Below are 18151 nucleotides of genomic sequence, written 5' to 3' on the forward strand. Positions count from 1 at the left end.
GGTCTGTCGTTATTCGCCGCCGACCTGACGGCGCAGCCGCTCGATCTCGTCCGGGTCGATGTCGTCCGCCGCGGTGTGGATCACCGGTTCCTTGTTCCAGTCGCGGATCAGGTTCGCGATGGCCTGCAGCGCCACGAAGGTGACAACCAGCAGGATCATCGGCTTGAGCGTCGCGGGGATCGGCGGGTCGAAGGCGGTGCCGAACGTCTCCCAGCGGGCGAATTTCTGCGTCGCCTCGCCGTAGCCGCCCCAGAACAGGAAGAAGGCGAAGACCACGATCAGAATCGTCGAGATCACGTCGCAGGTCCGCTGGAGCCAGCGCGGCAGGATGTCGTAGAGCAGGAAGATCCGGATATGGGACCGCTGTTGCATCGCGTAGAGGCCCGACAGGATGAACACGAACCCCGCCATCCAGAGCGTCATCTCGTTGGCCCAGAGCGTCGGCTTCTCGAAGACGTAGCGAAGCACGACCTCGTAGACCATGACGCAGACCATCGCGGCGATGATGATCATGGTGATGCGACCGACGAAGACCGACAGGCGGTCCGCGATGCCCCATTCCTCGTATTCGTTATGCGCCCGTCGCACGGTCATGACGCCCAGCACGAAGAAGGCGGCGGCCGCGACGGCGGCCAGCCAATCGATCGCCGAGGCCGCATCATAGCGACGCGCCAACGCGTCCACGGTCGGGCCGGGATCGGAGAAGATCATCAGGAAGGCCGGCATCCGCCACATCGCCCAACCTGCCGCGAGGCAGAAGAGGATCGGCATGAGCACCTGCAGCGGCCCCGGCACGACCTGCGGCGCGGCGCCCCCGGTCTCGTAGAATGTCGCGTCCTGTGCGGCGTCCTTGGTCATCGGGGCCTCCTAGCGGTCGATGCGGTGGCGGTTGAGGAAATCGGGGTCGGGCACCACGCCCAGCCCCGGTCGATCCGGGAGCGCGACCGTCCCGTTATTGGCGGCGACCTGGCCCTGGATGTCCAGCGCTTCGGTCAGCATCTCGTCGCGAAACCAGTTCTCGGTCGTGTCGAATTCCAGCCACGGCTCTCGCGGGTGCAGGCCGCCGGGCAGGGGTGGCATCGCGGCCAGAAGCTGCATGTTGGTCGCGACGGCGATGGCGCTGCCCCAGACATGGTTCACGACGGGCACGTGATGCGCGTGGCAGAGCGCCAAGACGCGAAGGTATTCGCTGATCCCGCCCAGCGCGCAGACCTCGGGTTGCGCGATCGAGAGCCCGCCCGAGGCCAGTAGGTCGCGCCAGCCCCAGCGCGTGTATTCCGCCTCGCCCCCGGCGATCCGCGTCCGCAGCGTCCGGCGGAGCGTGGCATAGCCTTCGCGGTCCTCGGGGGCGACCGGCTCCTCGAACCAGTAGGCGCCGAGGTCGTCCAGCGCCCGCCCGACTTCCAGCGCGTCGTTCACGTCGTAGGCGTGGTTGGCGTCGACCATGACGTCGAACCCGTCGCCCACGCCGCGGCGCACGGCCTCGGCCAGCCGGATGTCGTCTCGGACGCCGAGCCCCACCTTCATCTTGGTCGCACGGAAGCCCGTGTCCCGGATCGCCGCCGCCTCGTCCGCGAAGCGCTCGGCCAGCTCCCCGACGGGCTCGGGGCGCAGCATCATGCCGTAGCCGTAGACGCCCACGCGGTCGCGGTGCCGTCCACCGATCAGCCGTGAGATCGACAGCCCCGCCGCCTGTCCGGTGATGTCCCAGAGCGCGATATCGACGCCGGACAGGGCCTGGATCGGCATCCCCTTCTGCCCGTGGTCGCGCAGGAGGTTGTAGACCCTATGCCAGCACACGTCCCGGTCGCGCGGGTCCATGCCCATGATCATCGGCGCGATGACGCCCTCGACGATGCCTGCGTTGGCTGTCGCGACCGCGCCCGGCCCGAAGCACTCGCCCCAGCCAGTCAGGCCCTCGTCGGTCGAGACCTCGACCAGATGGGCCGTGCGTTTGGAATAATACTGCTGCGAATAGCCCAGCGTCTCGGGCATGTCGCAGGACAGGACGTGGGACCGGACGCCGGTGATCTTCATGATCCGCGCGCCCCCCGTCGCCCTTGGATCGTCTGGAGTGGCGCGGCCCCGGATGGCCGGGACCGCGCCGATGTTCTAAGCTGTGCGGCGGATCACTCCTGCACGAGACCCAGCTGGCGCAGGTAGCCCATGTGGCTCTCGACCAGCGCCTCGGCCTCGGGGGTCGTGGCGTATTCGGGCCAGGTTTCCTGCGCGGCCTTGCGGAACGCGGTCAGGTCCTCGTCCGACCAGGTGTGCAGCGTGATGCCGTTGGCCTCCAGCTCGGCGGCGGCCTCGGCATTGGCGCGCTCGAACTTCATCGCGGTGCGCAGGCTCAGCGCTTCCATGGCCGTGTTCATGATCGCCTTGTGATGCTCGGGCATCGCGTCATAGACGGCCTTGTTGCACGCCAGGTGGTCCGACGGCATCGAGTGGAAGCCGGGGAAGGTCGCGTGGCTTGCGATGTCGTAGAGGCCCAGTCCGACGTTGTTGGCCAGCGCCGATGCGTCGGCCCCGTCGATGATCCCGGTTTCGAGCGCGGTGAAGATCTCGGTGAAGTCCATCACGATGGGCGAGGCGCCGAGCTTGGCGAAGATGTCCGTCTCCATCCCCGGAGGCGAGCGGAACTTCCAGTCCTGCAGGTCGGCGAGACCGGCGAGTGGCTTCGTCGAGCTGAGCGATTCCTGGCCGGGAACCCACCAGCCGATCAGCTGCATGTCGTAGCTGTTGTAGAGGTTCTGCGCGGCTTCCATGCCGCCGCCCTCATAAAGCCAGGTCAGCTGCTGGATGGGCGTGTCGTAGCCGCCCATGATGTCACCGACGAACTGGAACGCGGGGTTCTTGCCGGTCTGGTAGCCGCCGCCCGTCATGTCGCAATCGAGGATGCCCGTCGCCGCCGCGTCGAAGGTCTCGACCGACTTGACGACCGACGAGCTGTAGAACGGCTCGACCACGATCTCGCCGTTGGACATGGCCTGGATCGTCTCGAAATAGCCGGTCGCCAGCTCGCCCATCGGCGTCTCGGGGGCGTGGTGCGTCTGGATGCGCAGCGTCGTGGTCTGGGCCATTGCCGCGCCGGTCAGCGCCGTGGTGGCGGCCGCGAGCGCGGCCAGCGTAAGGGTTTTCATCGTGATCCTCCCATTGATCGGTCGCCCCTGCCGGCCCCTTCGGGGCTCCCTTCGGAGGGGTGCGGGTCCGACCCTAACAAGCCCGCCCGTCAGCGCAAACAAAAAATGAAAATCCGTGGACAAGCGAGATTTTGGAGAATATCAAAATTATGGAAGGGGGATGTCAGGCCGATGCCCGACACGAAATCACGAACCGATACGCCCGCGATCTATGCGGAATTGCAGCATCGCCTGCTGACGGGTGGATTCGTCCCCGGCGACAAGATCATGTCCGGTCCGCTGGCGCAGGAGTTCGGCTGTTCGGCCAACACCGTGCGCGACGTGCTCCTGCAACTCTCCAAGGTCGGGCTCGTGGATTTCGCGATCCAGCGCGGGTTCCGCGCCCGCCAGGTCAGCCGCGAGCGGCGCTCCGACATCGCGCGCTTCCGCGTCCTGCTGGAGCAGGAGGGGGCCGTCCGTTCGATGCGCAACGGCGGCCTGACCTGGGAGGCGAGCCTGACCGCGGCCCATCACAGCCTCGTCCACATCGAGAACCAGATCGCACGCGCGGGTGACGGTGCGCCCATCGTCGGCATCTGGTCGGATGCCGAGCTGACCTTCCACCGCACGCTGATCTCGGAATGCGCGCTGCCACCGCTGATCGAGACCTTCGAGAGCGTCTACATGCAGTTCCGCCAGCAGATGGTGGGGCTCGAGAACAATTGCGTGCCCGACTACTTCCACCAGATCATCGCGCATCATCAGCTTATCATGGACGCGGCACTCTCGGGAGACGAGGCGCGTCTGCGCCGCGAGATCGAGCATCACCAGGCGCGGCATTTCCTGTGACTGCCGCGCGGCCCGGCTCAGATCCCGTTGCGACGCCGAAGCTCGAGGTAAAGCGCCGAGTGATCCATGTCGGCGCCGTCCATCTCGTCGCGCAGCACCTTGAACCGGTCGTTGACCGCGGTCACCGCTGGCAATTCAAGGCCGAGCGTCCCGGCCTCGCCCAGCACGTTGTTGAGGTCCTTGATCTGGAACTTGGTCAGCCCGCCGGGGACGAAATTGCCCTCGGTCATGCGCGCGCCATGCTGTTGCAGGATGACGCTGTCGGCGAATCCGCCCTTGAGGGCCTGACGCACGGCCGCCGGGTCGGCGCCACCGCGCTCCAGCAGAAGCATCGCCTCGGCCACCGCGCCGATGGTGCAGGCGACGATGGCCTGATTGGCGAGCTTGGCCAGCTGCCCCGCGCCCACGGGCCCGACATGAACCGGCGTTCCGAGATCGGCCAGCACCGCCTTCACCGCGTCGAAATGCGCCGCGTCGCCGCCCGCCATGATCGCCAGCGTCGCGCCCTCGGCGCCCTTGGTGCCGCCGGAGACCGGCGCGTCAACATAGCCCATGCCTCGCTCGGCGAAGCGCGCGCCGTGATCCCGTGCTTCCTCGGGCTTGATCGACCCCATTTCGACCCAGATTGCACCCACGGCGAAGGCGTCCATCGCATCCGACTGTACCCGGTCCGAGGTCGCGCCGTCCGACAGCATCGAGATCACGATCGCCTTCCCCGCCACGGCCACGGCCGGGCTTTCGGCGACGGTCGCACCTTCGATTGCGCGGGCCTTTTCGGGCGAGCGGTTCCAGACGGTGACGTCATGGCCCGCGGCGATAAGGTTGCGGGCCATCGGAGCGCCCATCAGGCCGGTTCCGAGCAATGCGAGCGGGATCATGGGTCTCTCCGTGTTTGCGCTCACGGTAGAAACGAAATAGCCCCAGATACAACCGGGAGAGTGACATGACGGACCGCCTGAAGGGGAAACGCGCCCTGATCACCGCCGCCGGGCAGGGGATCGGGCGCGCCACCGCAGAGATGTGGGTTGCCGAAGGGGCCGAGGTCTTCGCAACCGACCGCGACGCGGCACTTCTGGACGGGCTCGACTGCGAGACCTTCGCCCTTGATGTGCGCGATCCGGCCTCGATCCGGGACGGCGTCGCGAAGGCGCGCCCGACGGTCCTCTTCAATTGCGCGGGGTTCGTGCATCACGGCGACGTGCAGGCCGCGACCGAGGACGAGTGGGAAATGGGGTTCGACCTGAACGTCCGCTCGATGTTCCGAACGATCCAGGCGTCGCTGCCCCACATGCTCGAGGCCGGCACGGGGTCCATCGTCAACATGTCGTCCGCCGCATCATCCGTCCTCGGCGCGCCGAACCGCTTCATCTACGGCGCCACCAAGGCCGCCGTGATCGGGCTGACGAAATCGGTCGCGGTCGACTACATCAAGCGCGGAATCCGCTGCAACGCGATCTGCCCCGGCACCGTGGAAAGCCCGTCCTGGCATGAGCGGGTGAAGGCGCTGGGCGAGGAGATGGGCAGCTACGACGCCGCCCTCGAAGCCTTCGTCTCGCGGCAGCCGATGGGTCGCGTGGCCCAGGCGACCGAGATCGCCGCGCTCGCCACGTATCTCGCCTCGGACGAGAGCGCGTTCACCACCGGCCATCCGCATGTGATCGACGGTGGCTGGTCGGGTCAGTGATCCAACTTGAACGACATGCCGTAACGAACTGATACCGAACGGAATCCCATGACCAAGCTTCGCTCCCGCCTTTGGTTCGACAACCCCGACAACCGAGAGATGACGGCGCTCTATCTCGAACGCTATCTGAACTACGGTCTGACCCGCGAGGAGTTGCAGGGCTCGAAGCCTATCATCGCCATTGCCCAGACGGGCAGCGATCTGAGCCCCTGCAACCGGCATCACCTGGAACTGGAAAAGCGGGTCCACGACGGCATCATCGCCGCCGGTGGCGTACCCCTCCAGGTGCCGGTCCATCCGATCCAGGAGACGGGCAAGCGCCCGACCGCCTCGCTCGACCGCAACCTCGCCTATCTCAGCCTCAGCGAGACGCTGAATGGCTATCCCCTGGACGGCGTTGTCCTGATGATCGGGTGCGACAAGACCACGCCGGCCCTGCTCATGGCGGCCGCGACGGTCAACATTCCCGCCATCGCGCTGAGTGTCGGGCCGATGCTCAACGGCTGGTTCAAGGGCGAGCGGACGGGGTCGGGTACAATCGTCTGGAAGGCGCGCGAGATGCATGCCGCCGGCGAGATCGACGACGCGGGCTTCATGGAGATCGTGGCCTCCAGCACGCCGTCGGTCGGTTATTGCAACACGATGGGCACGGCCACGACGATGAACTCGCTGGCCGAGGCGCTGGGAATGCAGCTTCCGGGTGCGGCTGCGATCCCCGCGCCCTATCGGCAGCGGGGGCATATCAGCTACCAGACCGGTCAGCGCATCGTCGAGATGGTGCACGAGGATCTGAAACCCTCGGACATCATGACGCGCGCAGCGTTCGAGAACGCCATCGTCACCAACTCCGCCATCGGGGGGAGCACGAACGCGCCCATCCATCTGAACGCTGTCGCGCGCCATCTGGGCGTCCCGCTCGACAACGACGACTGGCAGGCGCTGGGCCATCACATCCCGCTGGTGGTGAACCTTCAGCCCGCCGGCGCATATCTGGGCGAGGATTACTACCACGCGGGCGGCGTGCCTGCGGTGATGGGGCAGTTGATGGCCGCCGACCTTCTGCCGCATCCGGGCGCGATGACGGTCAACGGACGCACGATGGGCGAGAACGTCGAGGGCCTTGCCACCCAACTGCCGGATGTCATCAAGCCGATCGACGCGCCGATGAAGGACGCGGCGGGATTCCTCAACCTCAAGGGCAACCTCTTCGACTCGGCGATCATGAAGACCAGCGTGATCTCCGAGGCGTTTCGATCCCGTTACCTCTCGAATGCGGACGATCCCGAAGCCTTCGAGGGACGCGCCATCGTCTTCGACGGCCCCGAGGACTTCCACGCGAAGATCGACGACGAAGCGCTTGGAATCACGGAGGATTGCATCCTCATCATGCGTGGCGCGGGGCCCATCGGCTATCCCGGCGCGGCCGAGGTCGTGAACATGCGGCCTCCGGCTTACCTCATCAAGCGCGGCATCCACGAACTGCCCTGCATCGGCGACGGGCGGCAGTCCGGCACCTCTGGCAGCCCCTCGATCCTGAACGCCTCGCCCGAGGCGGCGGCAGGCGGCGGGCTCGCCCTCGTGGCAACAGGCGACCGGGTGCGGATCGACCTCGGCCGCGGCACGGCGAACATGCTCGTCCCCGACGACGAGCTGACCGCTCGCCGACAAGCCTTGCCGCCGCAGCCCTTCACCCCGCCCAGCGAGACGCCGTGGCAGGAGATCTTCCGCGAGCGGGTCGGACCGCTCTCGGAGGGGATGATCCTGCGTGGCGCGGATGCCTATCGTGGGACCGCCCAGAAGGGCGTCGCGCGCGACAACCACTGACACGAAGACAAAGAATACAGGGAGATACCAGATGAAGCTGTGCCGTTTCGGGGCGCCGGGCGCCGAGAAGCCCGGACTGATCGATCACAATGGCGACCTGCGCGACCTGAGCGCCGAAGTGGCCGATATCGCCGCCGAAACCCTGTCGGACAAAAGCCTCGAGATCCTCTCGAAGCTCGATCCGATGGCGCTGCCGAAGGTGGACGGGCCGGTGCGCTACGGCCCCTGCGTCGCGGGCATCGGCAAGTTCATGTGCATCGGCCTGAACTACTCCGACCACGCCGCCGAGACGGGCGCCGACATCCCCGAGCATCCGATCCTCTTCATGAAGGCCACCAGCGCCGTGGTCGGTCCCGACGACGATGTGGTGATGCCGCGCGGCTCGACCCATACCGACTGGGAGGTCGAGCTGGGCGTCGTGATCGGATCGGAGTGCAAATACGTCTCCGAGGAAGACGCGCTGAACCATGTCGCCGGCTACTGCGTCATCAACGACGTGTCCGAGCGGCATTTCCAGACCAAGCTCACCGGCCAGTGGACCAAGGGAAAGTCCTGCGACACATTCGGCCCCACCGGCCCGTGGCTCGTGACCCGCGACGAAGTCGGCGACGTCCAGAACCTCGCCATGCATTGCGACGTGAACGGCAAGCGCATGCAGACCGGAAACACCAACACGATGATCTTCACCGTGGCCCAGTGCATCAGCCATCTGAGCCAGATGTTCACCCTGCATCCCGGCGACGTCATCTCGACCGGCACGCCGCCCGGCGTCGGCATGGGGATCAAGCCCGAGCCGGTCTACCTGAAGGCGGGCGACGTCATGGAGCTGTCGATCGAGAAGCTCGGCTCCCAGCGCCAGACGGTGCGCGCCGATGACTAAGGTCAAGCTGCTCCAGATCGGAGAGATTACCGACCGGATGCGCGACGCGCTGTCGCCCCATTTCGAGATCGACATCCTGTTCGACCAGGATGACCGCGCGGGCTTCCTGCGCGACCATGGCGCGGACTACCTGGCGATCCTGACGAATGGCCATTGGGGCGTCCCCGAGGATGTCGCCGCAGCCACGCCGAACCTCAAGGTCGTCTCGTCCTACGGCGTGGGCTACGACGCGATCGATGCCGATGACTACGCCGCGCGCGGCATCCTCGTGGCCCATACGCCCGACGTCCTGAACGACGAGGTGGCGAACACCTTCGTGATGCTCTGGCTCGCCGTCTCGCGGGAGCTCATTCCGTCGGACCGCCACGCCCGGTCGGGTGAATGGGAGACGGGGGGCAACTATCCCCTGACGCGCTCGGTGATGCACCGGAGGGTCGGCATCCTCGGGCTGGGCCGGATCGGTCAGACCATCGCCGATCGCTGTGCGGCCTTCGACGCCGAGATCCACTACCATTCCCGCTCGCCCAAGGACGTGCCCTACACCTATCACGACAGCGCGGAGGCCTGCGCCGCCGCCGTCGAGGTCCTCGTCGCGATCACGCCGGGCGGCCCGTCGACGCAGCACATGGTCAATGCTGATGTGCTGCGCGCCCTCGGCCCCGACGGGCTGTTCTTCAACGTCGCGCGCGGCTCGGTCGTCGACGAAGACGCCCTCGTGGCGGCCTTGCGGGACGGCACGATCGCGGGCGCGGGGCTCGACGTGTTCGAGGCCGAGCCGAAGATTCCCGACGCGCTCAAGGACATGGATAACGTCGTGCTGACGCCCCATGTTGCCTCGGGCACGCACGAGACGCGGCAGGCGATGGGGGACCTCGTGGTCGAGAACCTGACCCAGTGGCTCGCGGACGGCACCGTGAGCACGCCGGTCCCGGAATGCCGCGACCTGTGACATGACGGCCGTGATCGACCGGGTCACGGCCCGTCTGTTCGACGTGCCGCTGGACGAGGTGCTGGTGGATGCCAAGCATGGCGATCATACGCATTTCCAGCTGGTGACCTGCACCATCGGCACCTCGGACGGGGCCGAGGGGACGGGCTACACCTACACGGGCGGCAAGGGCGGCACGGCCATCCTCGCCATGATCCGCGACGACCTCGCGCCCTTCCTGATGGGCCGCGCGCCTGCGCCCGAGGCACTGCACGACGCGATGCAGTGGCACATGCATTACGTCGCGCGGGGCGGCGTCGCGAGCTTCGCGATCTCGGCGGTGGATATCGCGCTCTGGGACATCCGCGGCCTCGGGACGGGAAGCAGTCTCGTCGAGATGGCGGGGGGCCATTCCGACCGGTGCGGTGCCTATTGCGGCGGGATCGATCTCGGCTTCGATCTGCCGAAGCTGCTCGCCTCGGTCGAGGGCTACCTGGAGCAGGGCGTCGACGGGGTGAAGATCAAGGTCGGTCGCTCCGACGACCAGCAGCGCGCCGAAGCCGTCCGCAGCCTGATCGGGCCGGACCGGGCCCTGATGGTGGACGCGAATTACGCGCTCGACCGTGCCACCGCGATCGAGGCGGCGCGCGGCTTCATGGATCTCGAGATCCGTTGGTTCGAGGAGCCGATCGAGCCCGATGACTATGCGGGCTATGCCGCCATCGCCGACGCGACGGGCTGCCCGCTTGCGATGGGGGAGAACCTCCATACGCTGCACGAGTTCGGCTATGCCGTGGCGCAGGCGAAGCTCTCGTACCTGCAACCCGACGCCAGCAATTGCGGCGGCATTACGGGCTGGCTCCGGGTCGCGGCGCTGGCCGCCGAAGCCGGTCTTCCGATCTCGAGCCACGGGATGCAGGAGCTGCACGTCTCGCTCGTGTCGGCCCAGCCCCATGCCGACCGGATCGAGATCCACAGCTTCCCCATCGACCGCTACACGACCCGTCCGCTCGTGCTGGACGGCGCCCAGGCCGTGGCCCCGTCGCAACCGGGGATCGGGGTCACCTTCGACTGGGGCCGGCTGGCCCCTCACGAGCGACACGGATAGGGACCGGCGCGCACCGAACGCCACGGGCGCGAAGAATCTTAGGCTAAGATTTTTGGCACCCGGGCGATCCGGGCGCGCAGGGTGGCGACCCGATCGGCGACGTCGGATCGGACCGGCCCGCCGCGCGGCGGATCGACCAGTGTCGTGTACCAGTGTGTCGGCGGCGCCTTGCCGCGCCGGTTTCCGCGCCATTCCAGTCCGCGCAGCACCGCCTCCGCCGCCGCGGGCAGGCGGTCCGGCAGGTCGCGGCCCGAGAGCGTGCCCCAGGCGGCCGTCCAGAGGCGCCCCACCGACCAAGGATTGTAGCCGCCACCGCCCAGAAGGAGTAAGCGCGGGGCCAGCGGCATCAGGCCGCGCAGCACTGCGAGATGCGCGCGGTTCGAGAGGGCGAGTCGCGAGAGCGGGTCCTCCTCGACCGCGTCCGCGCCGCATTGCATCACGATGGCTTCCGGACGGAAGGCCTCGACCGCGGGCAGGATGAGGCGGTCTCGGGCCAGCGCCATCTCGTCGTCGTTGGTCCCGCGCGGCAGCGGCAGATTGAAGACTTGACCCAGCCCCGCATCATCCAGCGCGCCGGTCCAGGGCCAGCGCCGTTCCTCGTGCGTCGAGATCAGGAGGATGTCGGGATCGTCCGCGAAGGCGGCCTCGACCCCGTCCATGTGATGCGCGTCGATGTCGATATAGGCGATCCGCCGGATGCCGCTCGCGCGCAGCGACAGGATGCCGAAGACGCAATCGTTGAGATAGCAGAACCCGTTCGCGCGGTCGGGCATTCCGTGATGCGTGCCGCCGCCGGGCACGTGGACGCGCCCGCCCTGCGCCAGGAGTTCGCCCGCGAGGATCACGCCGCCGACGCCTGTGGCCGGGCGGCGGAACATCTCGGGGAAGACCGGGTTCGACACCGTCCCGAGCCCGTGGCGCGCCGTGGTCGCCTCGTCGACCCGTCCCTCGGTCTCGGCGCGCATCAGCGCCTCGACATAGGCGGCGCTGTGCCAGACGCGGAGTGCTGCGGGACGCGCGCGAGGCGAGGTGCGGAAGTGGCCCGGCGGCAGCCAGCCCAGCGCGCGCGAAAGGTCCATGACCGTCGAGACACGCGGCACCCGGAGGGGATGCCAGTCGCCATAGCTCGACCCGCGATAGATCTCGTGCCCGAGCAGCAGCGTCAGGGCAGGGCGCTTTCGACGAGGTCGATCATGCGGGGCGAGAGCGGCTTGGTCGAGGACGGCTCGAAGGCCAGAAGGTCCCCGCCGGGTGCCAGAAGCGCCTTGTAGAAGTTCCACCGCGGCGCTGCACCGTGGGTTTCGGCCAGCCAGCGGTAGAACGGGTGCGCATCGGCGCCGGTGACATCGGTGATTGTCGTCATAGGTAGGGTCAGGCCGTAATTCACCTCGCAGAATTCGGCGACGGACTCCGCATCGGCCAGTTCCTGCCGGAACGCGTCCGACGGCACCGCGAGGACGGTCAGGCCCTGCTCGCCGTATCGCTCGTGCAAGGCCTGGAGCCCCGCATACTGGTCGGTGAAGCCGCAGAGCGACGCGGTATTCACCACCAGCACCGGCCCGTCCGAAAGCGCGGCGAGGTCGATCGTCCCACCCTCCAGCGCCTCGAATTCGAAGGCGCGCGCGGGCAGCGCGGCGAGGAGGAGAAGGGCGAGGATGAGGCGCATATCCCCGAGGTAGCCGGGCGCGCCGTCAGTTCAACCGGCGGCATCTCCGCGGGCCTTGGCATTGCGCAGGGACGGGAAACCCCTAGATTGCAAAGCCAGACGAAGGACACGCACCGCCCATGATCCGCTACGCCCTCCGCTGTGCCGCCGGCCACGATTTCGAGAGCTGGTTCGCCTCCGCCGACGCCTATGACGCGCTGGCGGCGAAGGGTCTGGTGAGCTGTGGCTGCGGCTCGACCGATGTGACAAAGGCGTTGATGGCGCCCAAGGTCGCGGCGAAGGGTAACCGTTTGTCGACGCCGACCACGCCGATCGAGACCAGGATCGCCGAGCTGCGCGCCAAGGTCGAGGCGGAGGCGAGCTATGTCGGCCCGCGTTTCGCCGAAGAGGCCCGGCGCATTCACGCCTCCGAGACGCCCGAGACCCCGATCTACGGCGAGGCCAATCTCGCCGAGGCGAAGGCCCTGATCGATGACGGGATTGCGGTCGCGCCGCTCCCGTTCCGCCCAAGGGCGAAGGCCAACTGATGCGCGCCCTCGTGACCGGTGCGAATCGCGGCATCGGCGCTGCGCTGATGACGGAAGGCGCCGCGCGCGGTCATGCGATGGTCGGCACCTCGCGGGCGGGTGCGGACGGGCTGATGCGGCTCGATGTGACCGATACCTGTCTCCAGACCGCCTGCGCCTCGGCCACGGGACCTCTCGACGCGGTGATCTGCAACGCGGGCGTCTATCTCGACAAGAACCGCGATCTGATGTCTCTCAACGCCGCCACCCTGAATGCGACTTTCCAGGCCAACGTGACGGGCGTGTTCCTGACCGTGCAGGCGCAACTGGCCAACCTGTCCGAAGGGGGGCGGATCGCCATCATTGCCTCCCAGATGGGGTCGAGCGCGCGGGCCGGGGGCAACGCCTTCGCATATCGCGCCTCGAAGGCGGCGGCTCTCAATCTCGGCCGCAGCCTCGCGGTGGCGCTGGCCCCGAAGGGCATCGCCGTGGGCATTTACCACCCCGGCTGGGTCCGCACCGAGATGGGGGGCGACAACGCGGATATCGATGTCGCGACCTCCGCGCGGGGCCTCTGGGACCGCATCGAAGCCCTGACCCTCGACGACAGCGGAGCGTTCCTCTCCTATGACGGCACCGCGCTTGCGTTCTAGGCCCACGCGCCGCGCGCTGCTCGGGGCGGCGGGGGCCGTTCTGGCCGCGCCCCGGCTCGCGCGGGCGGGCGCGGATCTCGTGACCCTTGCCGCCGCCAGCCTGAAGCCGGCGCTCGACGCGGTGCTCGACCGCTGGGACGGGTCGGTGCGGGTCAGCTATCTCGGCTCAGGCGCGGCCGCGCGGCAGGTGGCGGCCGGCGCGCCGGTGGACCTCGTGATCCTCGCGGCCGTCGATTGGATGGACTGGCTGGCGGGGCAGGGCGTGCTGGCCGGACCGCCGGTACCGGTCGCGGGCAACCGCCTGATCCTCGTTGGGCCGCCGGGATCGCCGCCGCTCGCATTGGACCGGGCCGCCGTGCTCGACCGTCTGGGCGACGGGCGCTTCGCGATCGGCGACCCGATGTCGGTGCCCGCCGGGCGCTATGGCCAGCAGGCGCTCGAGACGCTGGGCCTCTGGGACGCGATCCGCCCGCGCGCCGTGCTGACCGAGAATGTGCGTGCTGCACTCGCCCATGTCGTGCGGGGCGATCTGGCGATGGGTGTGGTCTATGGATCGGATGCAGAGGGCAGCGCGGTCGCGACGCTCGCGACCTTTCCGCCCGCGTCGCATGCGCCGATCACCTATCCGGCGGCGATCCCGGTCGGCGCAGGGCCGGACGCGGCGGCGCTCCGCACGCATATCGTCGGAGCCTCGGACATCTTCGCGGCCAAGGGCTTCGCGCCCGCGCCCATCGCGTGATCGATCTGCCGCCCGAGGCATGGGAGGCACTGGCGCTTTCGCTCCGCGTGTCGATGGTGGCGACGCTGGCCGCGCTGCCGCCCGCGATCTGGGTCGCGCATCTGCTGGCGCGGGGACGCTTCGGGGGCCGAGGGCTGCTGGATGCGGTGGTTCACCTGCCGCTGGTCCTGCCGCCGGTCGTCACGGGCTATGCGCTTCTTCTCCTCTTCTCCCGCGCCGGGCCCATCGGCGGCCTGCTCGAGCCGCTGGGCCTCGGGATCGCTTTTCGCTGGACGGGGGCCGCGCTGGCCGCCGGGATCATGGCCTTCCCGCTCATCGTCCGCGCCATCCGGCTGGCGATCGAGGCGGTCGATCCCGCGTTGGAGGAGGCGGCGGCGACGCTTGGGGCCTCGCGCTGGCGCATCTGGTGGACGATCACCCTGCCGCTCGCCGCGCCGGGCCTTCTCGCGGGGGCCACGCTCGGGTTCGCCAAGGCGTTCGGCGAGTTCGGTGCGACCATCACCTTCGTCGCCTCCATCCCCGGCGAGACGCGGACGCTCCCGGCGGCGATCTACGCGTTCCTGCAGGTGCCTGACGGCGATGCGGGGTTGCGCGGACTGGTCCTGATCGCGGTGGGCGTTTCGGTCGCGGCGGTCCTCGTGTCGAACTGGCTGGCCCCGCGCGTCGCGGCCCGGATTGCCGGTCGATGACGCTCTCGGTCGACATTCGCCACCGGATCGAGGGCTTCACGCTCGACGCGGCCTTCGACGCGCCAGGCGGCGTGACGGCGCTGTTCGGCCCGTCAGGCGCGGGCAAGACGACGCTCGCCCGCGCGGTGGCGGGTCTGTTGCCGATCGACGCGGCGCGGATCGCGGTGGGGGACAGGGTACTGTCCGATGCACGGACCACTCTGCCGCCGCAGGCGCGACGCATCGGCTACGTCTTTCAGGAGCCGCGTCTCTTTCCCCATCTGAGCGTGCGCGCCAACCTGCTCTATGGCGCGCCTGCCGGGGCCGATCCGGCCGCCATGGCCGCGATGCTGGATATCGCGAACCTGCTCGACCGGCGTCCCGGCGGCCTTTCGGGGGGCGAGGCGGCGCGGGTCGCCATCGGTCGGGCGCTGCTCCGCGACCCGGACCTCCTGATCCTTGACGAGCCGCTCGCCGCGCTCGATGCCACCCGGCGCGCGGCGATCCTGCCCTATCTCGAGCGCATGCGCGGTCGGGGCACGCCCATCCTCTATATCAGCCACGCGATGGACGAGGTCGTGCGGCTGGCCGACACGCTTGTCCTGCTCGACGGTGGGCGCGTCGTGCGCGCCGGGCCGGTGGCCGAGGTGCTGGCCGATCCGGGCGCGACCGCGGCGCTGGGTCCGGGCCAGGTGGGAACGCTGCTCGACGGGCGCGTCACCGCGCGGGGCGGGGGGCTGGCGACGGTCGAGACTGCCATCGGCGCGTTGCGCATCGCGGCCGATCTGCCGGGCGACCGCCTGCGCTTCCGCATCCGGGCCGAGGACGTGACGGTCGCGATCACCGAGCCCACGGGCCTGTCCGCGCGGAACGTCATGGCCGGGCGCGTGGCGTCGGTGGAGCCGCTGGGCGAGGCGATCCTCCTCGGGCTGTCCGTCGGGCAGGGTCGGCTCTTGGCGCAGGTGACGCCGGAGGCGGTGGCCGTTCTGGACCTGGCACCCGGTCGCGAGATCTGGGCGATCGTGAAGGCCAGCGGCGTCGGCTCGGCCTAGCCCTTCACGCGACCCAGAGCGCGCAGGATGCGCCGTTCCAAGCCCCGACGCTCCGCCGGGGTCAGGAAGGCGCCGATCTCGACCGCACGGGGTCCGCCTTCGAGCGTGAGGTAATCCTCGACCGTGCCGACCTTCTCGTGCCGCTCGACGCGGATCCAGTAGGGATTGGCCTGCCAGTCGCGGGTGCTGCCGTCGGGGTCGCGCCGCTCCAGCCGCGCGGCTTCGGGCGTCAGGACGAGATGTTCGAGGATGTCGCGGTCGCGCCATGACCGTGTGAGCCCCAGCCAGAGCAGGCCCAGCGCCGCGAGGCAGAAGGGGAGCACACCCCAGAGCACGGCCGTCCCGATCAGCCCGACCATCGGAATGCAGAGCATCGCGAAGGTCGCTCCGATCATCCAGACGAAGCCAGTGCCCGTCATCGACTGGTGCGGCCAGAGCTCCAGCTCAAGCACGGAGGCCCCGGAGTGATCCGGGGCCTCGGCGCTGTCATGGATGACGTGGATGGGCATCAGTGATGCGGCTGGCGATCCCACATCTCGCGCGTCGGAAGCTCCTCGAAGGTGTGCTCCGGCGGCGGATTGGGCAGCGTCCATTCCAGCGTGTCCGCATGCTCGCCCCAATAGGCGTTCTCGGTCACCTTCCGTCCGGCCATGATCGTGTAGAACACGACGCCGATGAAGAAGAGGAACGAGGCGAAGGACAGGAACGCCCCCCAGCTCGACACCGCGTTCCAGAGCGCGAAGGCGTCCGGGTAGTCGATATAGCGGCGCGGCATGCCCTGACGGCCAAGGAAGTGCTGCGGGAAGAACGTCAGGTTCGCGCCGATGAAGAACGTCCAGAAGTGCAGCCTGCCCGCCCATTCCGGGTATTGCCGGCCCGACATCTTGCCGATCCAGTAATAGATTCCCGCGAAGATGCCGAACACGGCCCCGAGGCTCATCACGTAGTGGAAGTGCGCCACGACGTAATAGGTGTCGTGATAGGCCCGGTCGATGCCCGCCTGGGACAGGACGATGCCGGTCACGCCGCCCACGGTGAAGAGGAAGATGAACCCGATCGCAAAGAGCATCGGCGTCTTGAAGCTGATCGAGCCGCCCCACATCGTCGCGATCCACGAGAAGATCTTCACGCCCGTGGGCACCGCGATGATCATCGTGGCCACCATGAAGTAGGCCTGCTGCGTCAGCGACATGCCCACGGTGTACATGTGGTGCGCCCAGACGACGAAGCCCAGGCCGCCGATGGCGATCATGGCGTAAACCATCGGCAGGTAGCCGAAGATCGGCTTCTTCGAGAAGGTGCTGACGATGTGGCTGACGATGCCGAAGGCCGGCAGGACCACGATGTAGACCTCGGGGTGACCGAAGAACCACAGGATGTGCTGGTAGAGCACGGGGTCGCCGCCACCCGCCGGGTCGAAGAACGTCGTCCCGAAGTTTCGGTCCGTCAGCAGCATGGTGATGGCACCGGCGAGGACCGGCAGCGCCAGAAGGATCAGCCACGCGGTCACGAAGATCGACCAGGCGAAGAGCGGCACCTTGTGCAGCGTCATGCCCGGTGCGCGCATGTTGAGGAACGTGGTGATGATGTTGATCGCCCCGAGGATGGACGATGCGCCCGAGACGTGGACCGCGAAGATCGCGATGTCCGTGGACATGCCGGCCTCGGTCGTCGACAGCGGCGGGTAGAGCACCCAGCCGATGCCAGAACCCGACTGGCCGTTGCCGCCCGGCACCAGGACCGACAGCACGGCCAGCGACGTGCCCGCCACGAAGAGCCAGAAGCTGAGGTTGTTAAGCCGCGGGAACGCCATGTCCGGCGCGCCGATATGCAGCGGCATGAAGTAGTTGCCGAAGCCCCCGAAGAGCGCGGGGATCACCACGAAGAACATCATCAGGATGCCGTGGCCGGTGATCAGGACGTTCCAGAGATGTCCGTTCGGGGTGCAGTCCCCGGCAGCGGCGGCCGTCAGGCGCGCGCCTTCCATGCACATGTACTGCACGCCCGGATCCATGAGCTCCATGCGCATGTAGACCGTGAAGGCGACCGAGATGAACCCGGCGAGGCCCGACACGAAGAGATACAGGATCCCGATGTCCTTGTGGTTCGTGGACATGAACCAGCGCGTGAAGAAGCCGGGCTTCTCGTGATTGTCCTGGCCCGAGATGGCGGCGTCAGCCATGCGGATGCTCCTGTGGTCTGGTCTGTCGAATCCCCGAATGGCGTCCAGCGCCGGTCGTTCGGGTTGCGTTCTAGAGGGCCTGCCCCGGCAGGGCAACGACACATTGGGTCGCGGGGGGCGGCGTCCTGTCGCTGGGGCCGGCACGCACCGCGTGGCGGCGGGCAAGGCCGCCGCTAGGCAGTGCGCGTGTCGCTCAGGGCCCGCCGGTAACCGGGATCGCGGTTCCGGACAAAAGAACTCCGCCGACCGTGGGGGGAGCGGTCGGCGGAGCGGGGTCGTCTCGGAATTTC

At 68.2% G+C, this 18151-nt stretch carries 19 protein-coding genes; 11 read left to right on the forward strand and 8 right to left on the reverse strand.

Annotated features, from left to right (window positions below):
• Window positions 1-9: 9 nt before the first annotated feature.
• The 3 genes from Q0833_RS06285 to Q0833_RS06295 form a co-directional block, all read right to left on the reverse strand.
• Entirely contained in the window at window positions 10-858 is an 849-nt protein-coding gene (locus tag Q0833_RS06285) for a TRAP transporter small permease subunit (protein ID WP_298431359.1), read from the reverse strand.
• A gap of 9 nt (window positions 859-867) precedes the next feature.
• Entirely contained in the window at window positions 868-2037 is a 1170-nt protein-coding gene (locus Q0833_RS06290) for a mandelate racemase/muconate lactonizing enzyme family protein (protein WP_298431361.1), read from the reverse strand.
• A 92-nt stretch (window positions 2038-2129) separates the two neighbouring features.
• Window positions 2130-3143, reverse strand: coding sequence for a TRAP transporter substrate-binding protein (locus Q0833_RS06295; protein ID WP_298431363.1), 1014 nt, complete (start codon window positions 3141-3143; stop codon window positions 2130-2132).
• A 171-nt stretch (window positions 3144-3314) separates the two neighbouring features.
• On the opposite strand from Q0833_RS06295, the gene Q0833_RS06300 reads away from it, so the two are divergent.
• Window positions 3315-3971 (forward strand): GntR family transcriptional regulator, encoded by a 657-nt coding sequence (locus Q0833_RS06300; RefSeq protein ID WP_298431365.1) that lies wholly within the window; start codon window positions 3315-3317, stop codon window positions 3969-3971.
• A gap of 17 nt (window positions 3972-3988) precedes the next feature.
• Here Q0833_RS06300 and Q0833_RS06305 read toward each other — a convergent pair whose 3' ends face one another.
• Window positions 3989-4849: an NAD(P)-dependent oxidoreductase gene (locus Q0833_RS06305; protein ID WP_298431367.1), complete on the reverse strand. Its 861-nt coding sequence runs from the start codon at window positions 4847-4849 to the stop codon at window positions 3989-3991.
• Between the two features lie 65 nt (window positions 4850-4914).
• Between Q0833_RS06305 and Q0833_RS06310 the strand changes: the two genes are divergently transcribed.
• From Q0833_RS06310 to Q0833_RS06330, 5 genes are read left to right on the forward strand one after another with little or no spacing between them, the layout of a single operon-like run.
• A complete protein-coding gene (locus Q0833_RS06310) occupies window positions 4915-5655 on the forward strand; it encodes an SDR family oxidoreductase (RefSeq protein WP_298431369.1) in 741 nt (246 codons plus the stop codon).
• A 48-nt stretch (window positions 5656-5703) separates the two neighbouring features.
• Entirely contained in the window at window positions 5704-7479 is a 1776-nt protein-coding gene (locus Q0833_RS06315; RefSeq protein ID WP_298431371.1) for an IlvD/Edd family dehydratase, read from the forward strand.
• 31 nt (window positions 7480-7510) lie between these two features.
• Window positions 7511-8359, forward strand: coding sequence for a fumarylacetoacetate hydrolase family protein (locus Q0833_RS06320; RefSeq protein ID WP_298431373.1), 849 nt, complete (start codon window positions 7511-7513; stop codon window positions 8357-8359).
• The gene (locus Q0833_RS06325; protein ID WP_298431375.1) at window positions 8352-9308 is read left to right on the forward strand and encodes a 2-hydroxyacid dehydrogenase; all 957 of its coding nucleotides are present in this window, start codon (window positions 8352-8354) and stop codon (window positions 9306-9308) included. Before Q0833_RS06320 ends, Q0833_RS06325 begins: the two co-directional genes overlap by 8 nt.
• A 1-nt stretch (window position 9309) precedes the next feature.
• Entirely contained in the window at window positions 9310-10395 is a 1086-nt protein-coding gene (locus tag Q0833_RS06330; protein WP_298431377.1) for a mandelate racemase/muconate lactonizing enzyme family protein, read from the forward strand.
• 38 nt (window positions 10396-10433) lie between these two features.
• On the opposite strand, the gene Q0833_RS06335 is transcribed toward Q0833_RS06330, so the two are convergent.
• Window positions 10434-11561 carry an acetoin utilization protein AcuC gene (locus Q0833_RS06335; RefSeq protein ID WP_298435019.1) on the reverse strand — a complete coding sequence of 376 codons (1128 nt, stop codon included), beginning with the start codon at window positions 11559-11561 and terminating at the stop codon, window positions 10434-10436.
• On the reverse strand, window positions 11558-12061 hold the full coding sequence (locus Q0833_RS06340) for a glutathione peroxidase (protein ID WP_298431379.1): 504 nt from the start codon (window positions 12059-12061) through the stop codon (window positions 11558-11560). Before Q0833_RS06340 ends, Q0833_RS06335 begins: the two co-directional genes overlap by 4 nt.
• Before the next feature lie 119 nt (window positions 12062-12180).
• On the opposite strand from Q0833_RS06340, the gene Q0833_RS06345 reads away from it, so the two are divergent.
• From Q0833_RS06345 to modC, 5 genes are read left to right on the forward strand one after another with little or no spacing between them, the layout of a single operon-like run.
• Entirely contained in the window at window positions 12181-12588 is a 408-nt protein-coding gene (locus Q0833_RS06345) for a DUF1178 family protein (RefSeq protein WP_298431381.1), read from the forward strand.
• Window positions 12588-13220 carry an SDR family NAD(P)-dependent oxidoreductase gene (locus Q0833_RS06350; RefSeq protein WP_298431383.1) on the forward strand — a complete coding sequence of 211 codons (633 nt, stop codon included), beginning with the start codon at window positions 12588-12590 and terminating at the stop codon, window positions 13218-13220. Before Q0833_RS06345 ends, Q0833_RS06350 begins: the two co-directional genes overlap by 1 nt.
• Window positions 13195-13959, forward strand: coding sequence for a molybdate ABC transporter substrate-binding protein (gene modA / locus Q0833_RS06355; protein ID WP_298431385.1), 765 nt, complete (start codon window positions 13195-13197; stop codon window positions 13957-13959). The genes Q0833_RS06350 and modA overlap by 26 nt, the downstream gene beginning before the upstream one ends.
• Window positions 13956-14648, forward strand: a complete 693-nt coding sequence (modB, locus tag Q0833_RS06360; protein WP_298431388.1) for a molybdate ABC transporter permease subunit — start codon at window positions 13956-13958, stop codon at window positions 14646-14648. The genes modA and modB overlap by 4 nt, the downstream gene beginning before the upstream one ends.
• The gene (modC, locus tag Q0833_RS06365; RefSeq protein WP_298431390.1) at window positions 14645-15679 is read left to right on the forward strand and encodes a molybdenum ABC transporter ATP-binding protein; all 1035 of its coding nucleotides are present in this window, start codon (window positions 14645-14647) and stop codon (window positions 15677-15679) included. Before modB ends, modC begins: the two co-directional genes overlap by 4 nt.
• Here the strand turns inward: modC and Q0833_RS06370 are convergent.
• Window positions 15676-16188, reverse strand: coding sequence for a DUF2244 domain-containing protein (locus Q0833_RS06370; RefSeq protein WP_298431392.1), 513 nt, complete (start codon window positions 16186-16188; stop codon window positions 15676-15678). The genes modC and Q0833_RS06370 overlap by 4 nt on opposite strands.
• Window positions 16188-17861 (reverse strand): cytochrome c oxidase subunit I, encoded by a 1674-nt coding sequence (ctaD, locus tag Q0833_RS06375; protein WP_298431394.1) that lies wholly within the window; start codon window positions 17859-17861, stop codon window positions 16188-16190. Before ctaD ends, Q0833_RS06370 begins: the two co-directional genes overlap by 1 nt.
• Window positions 17862-18151: the final 290 nt, after the last annotated feature.

Origin of the sequence: uncultured Jannaschia sp. (assembly GCF_947503795.1) — a bacterium.
Taxonomy (GTDB): domain Bacteria; phylum Pseudomonadota; class Alphaproteobacteria; order Rhodobacterales; family Rhodobacteraceae; genus Jannaschia.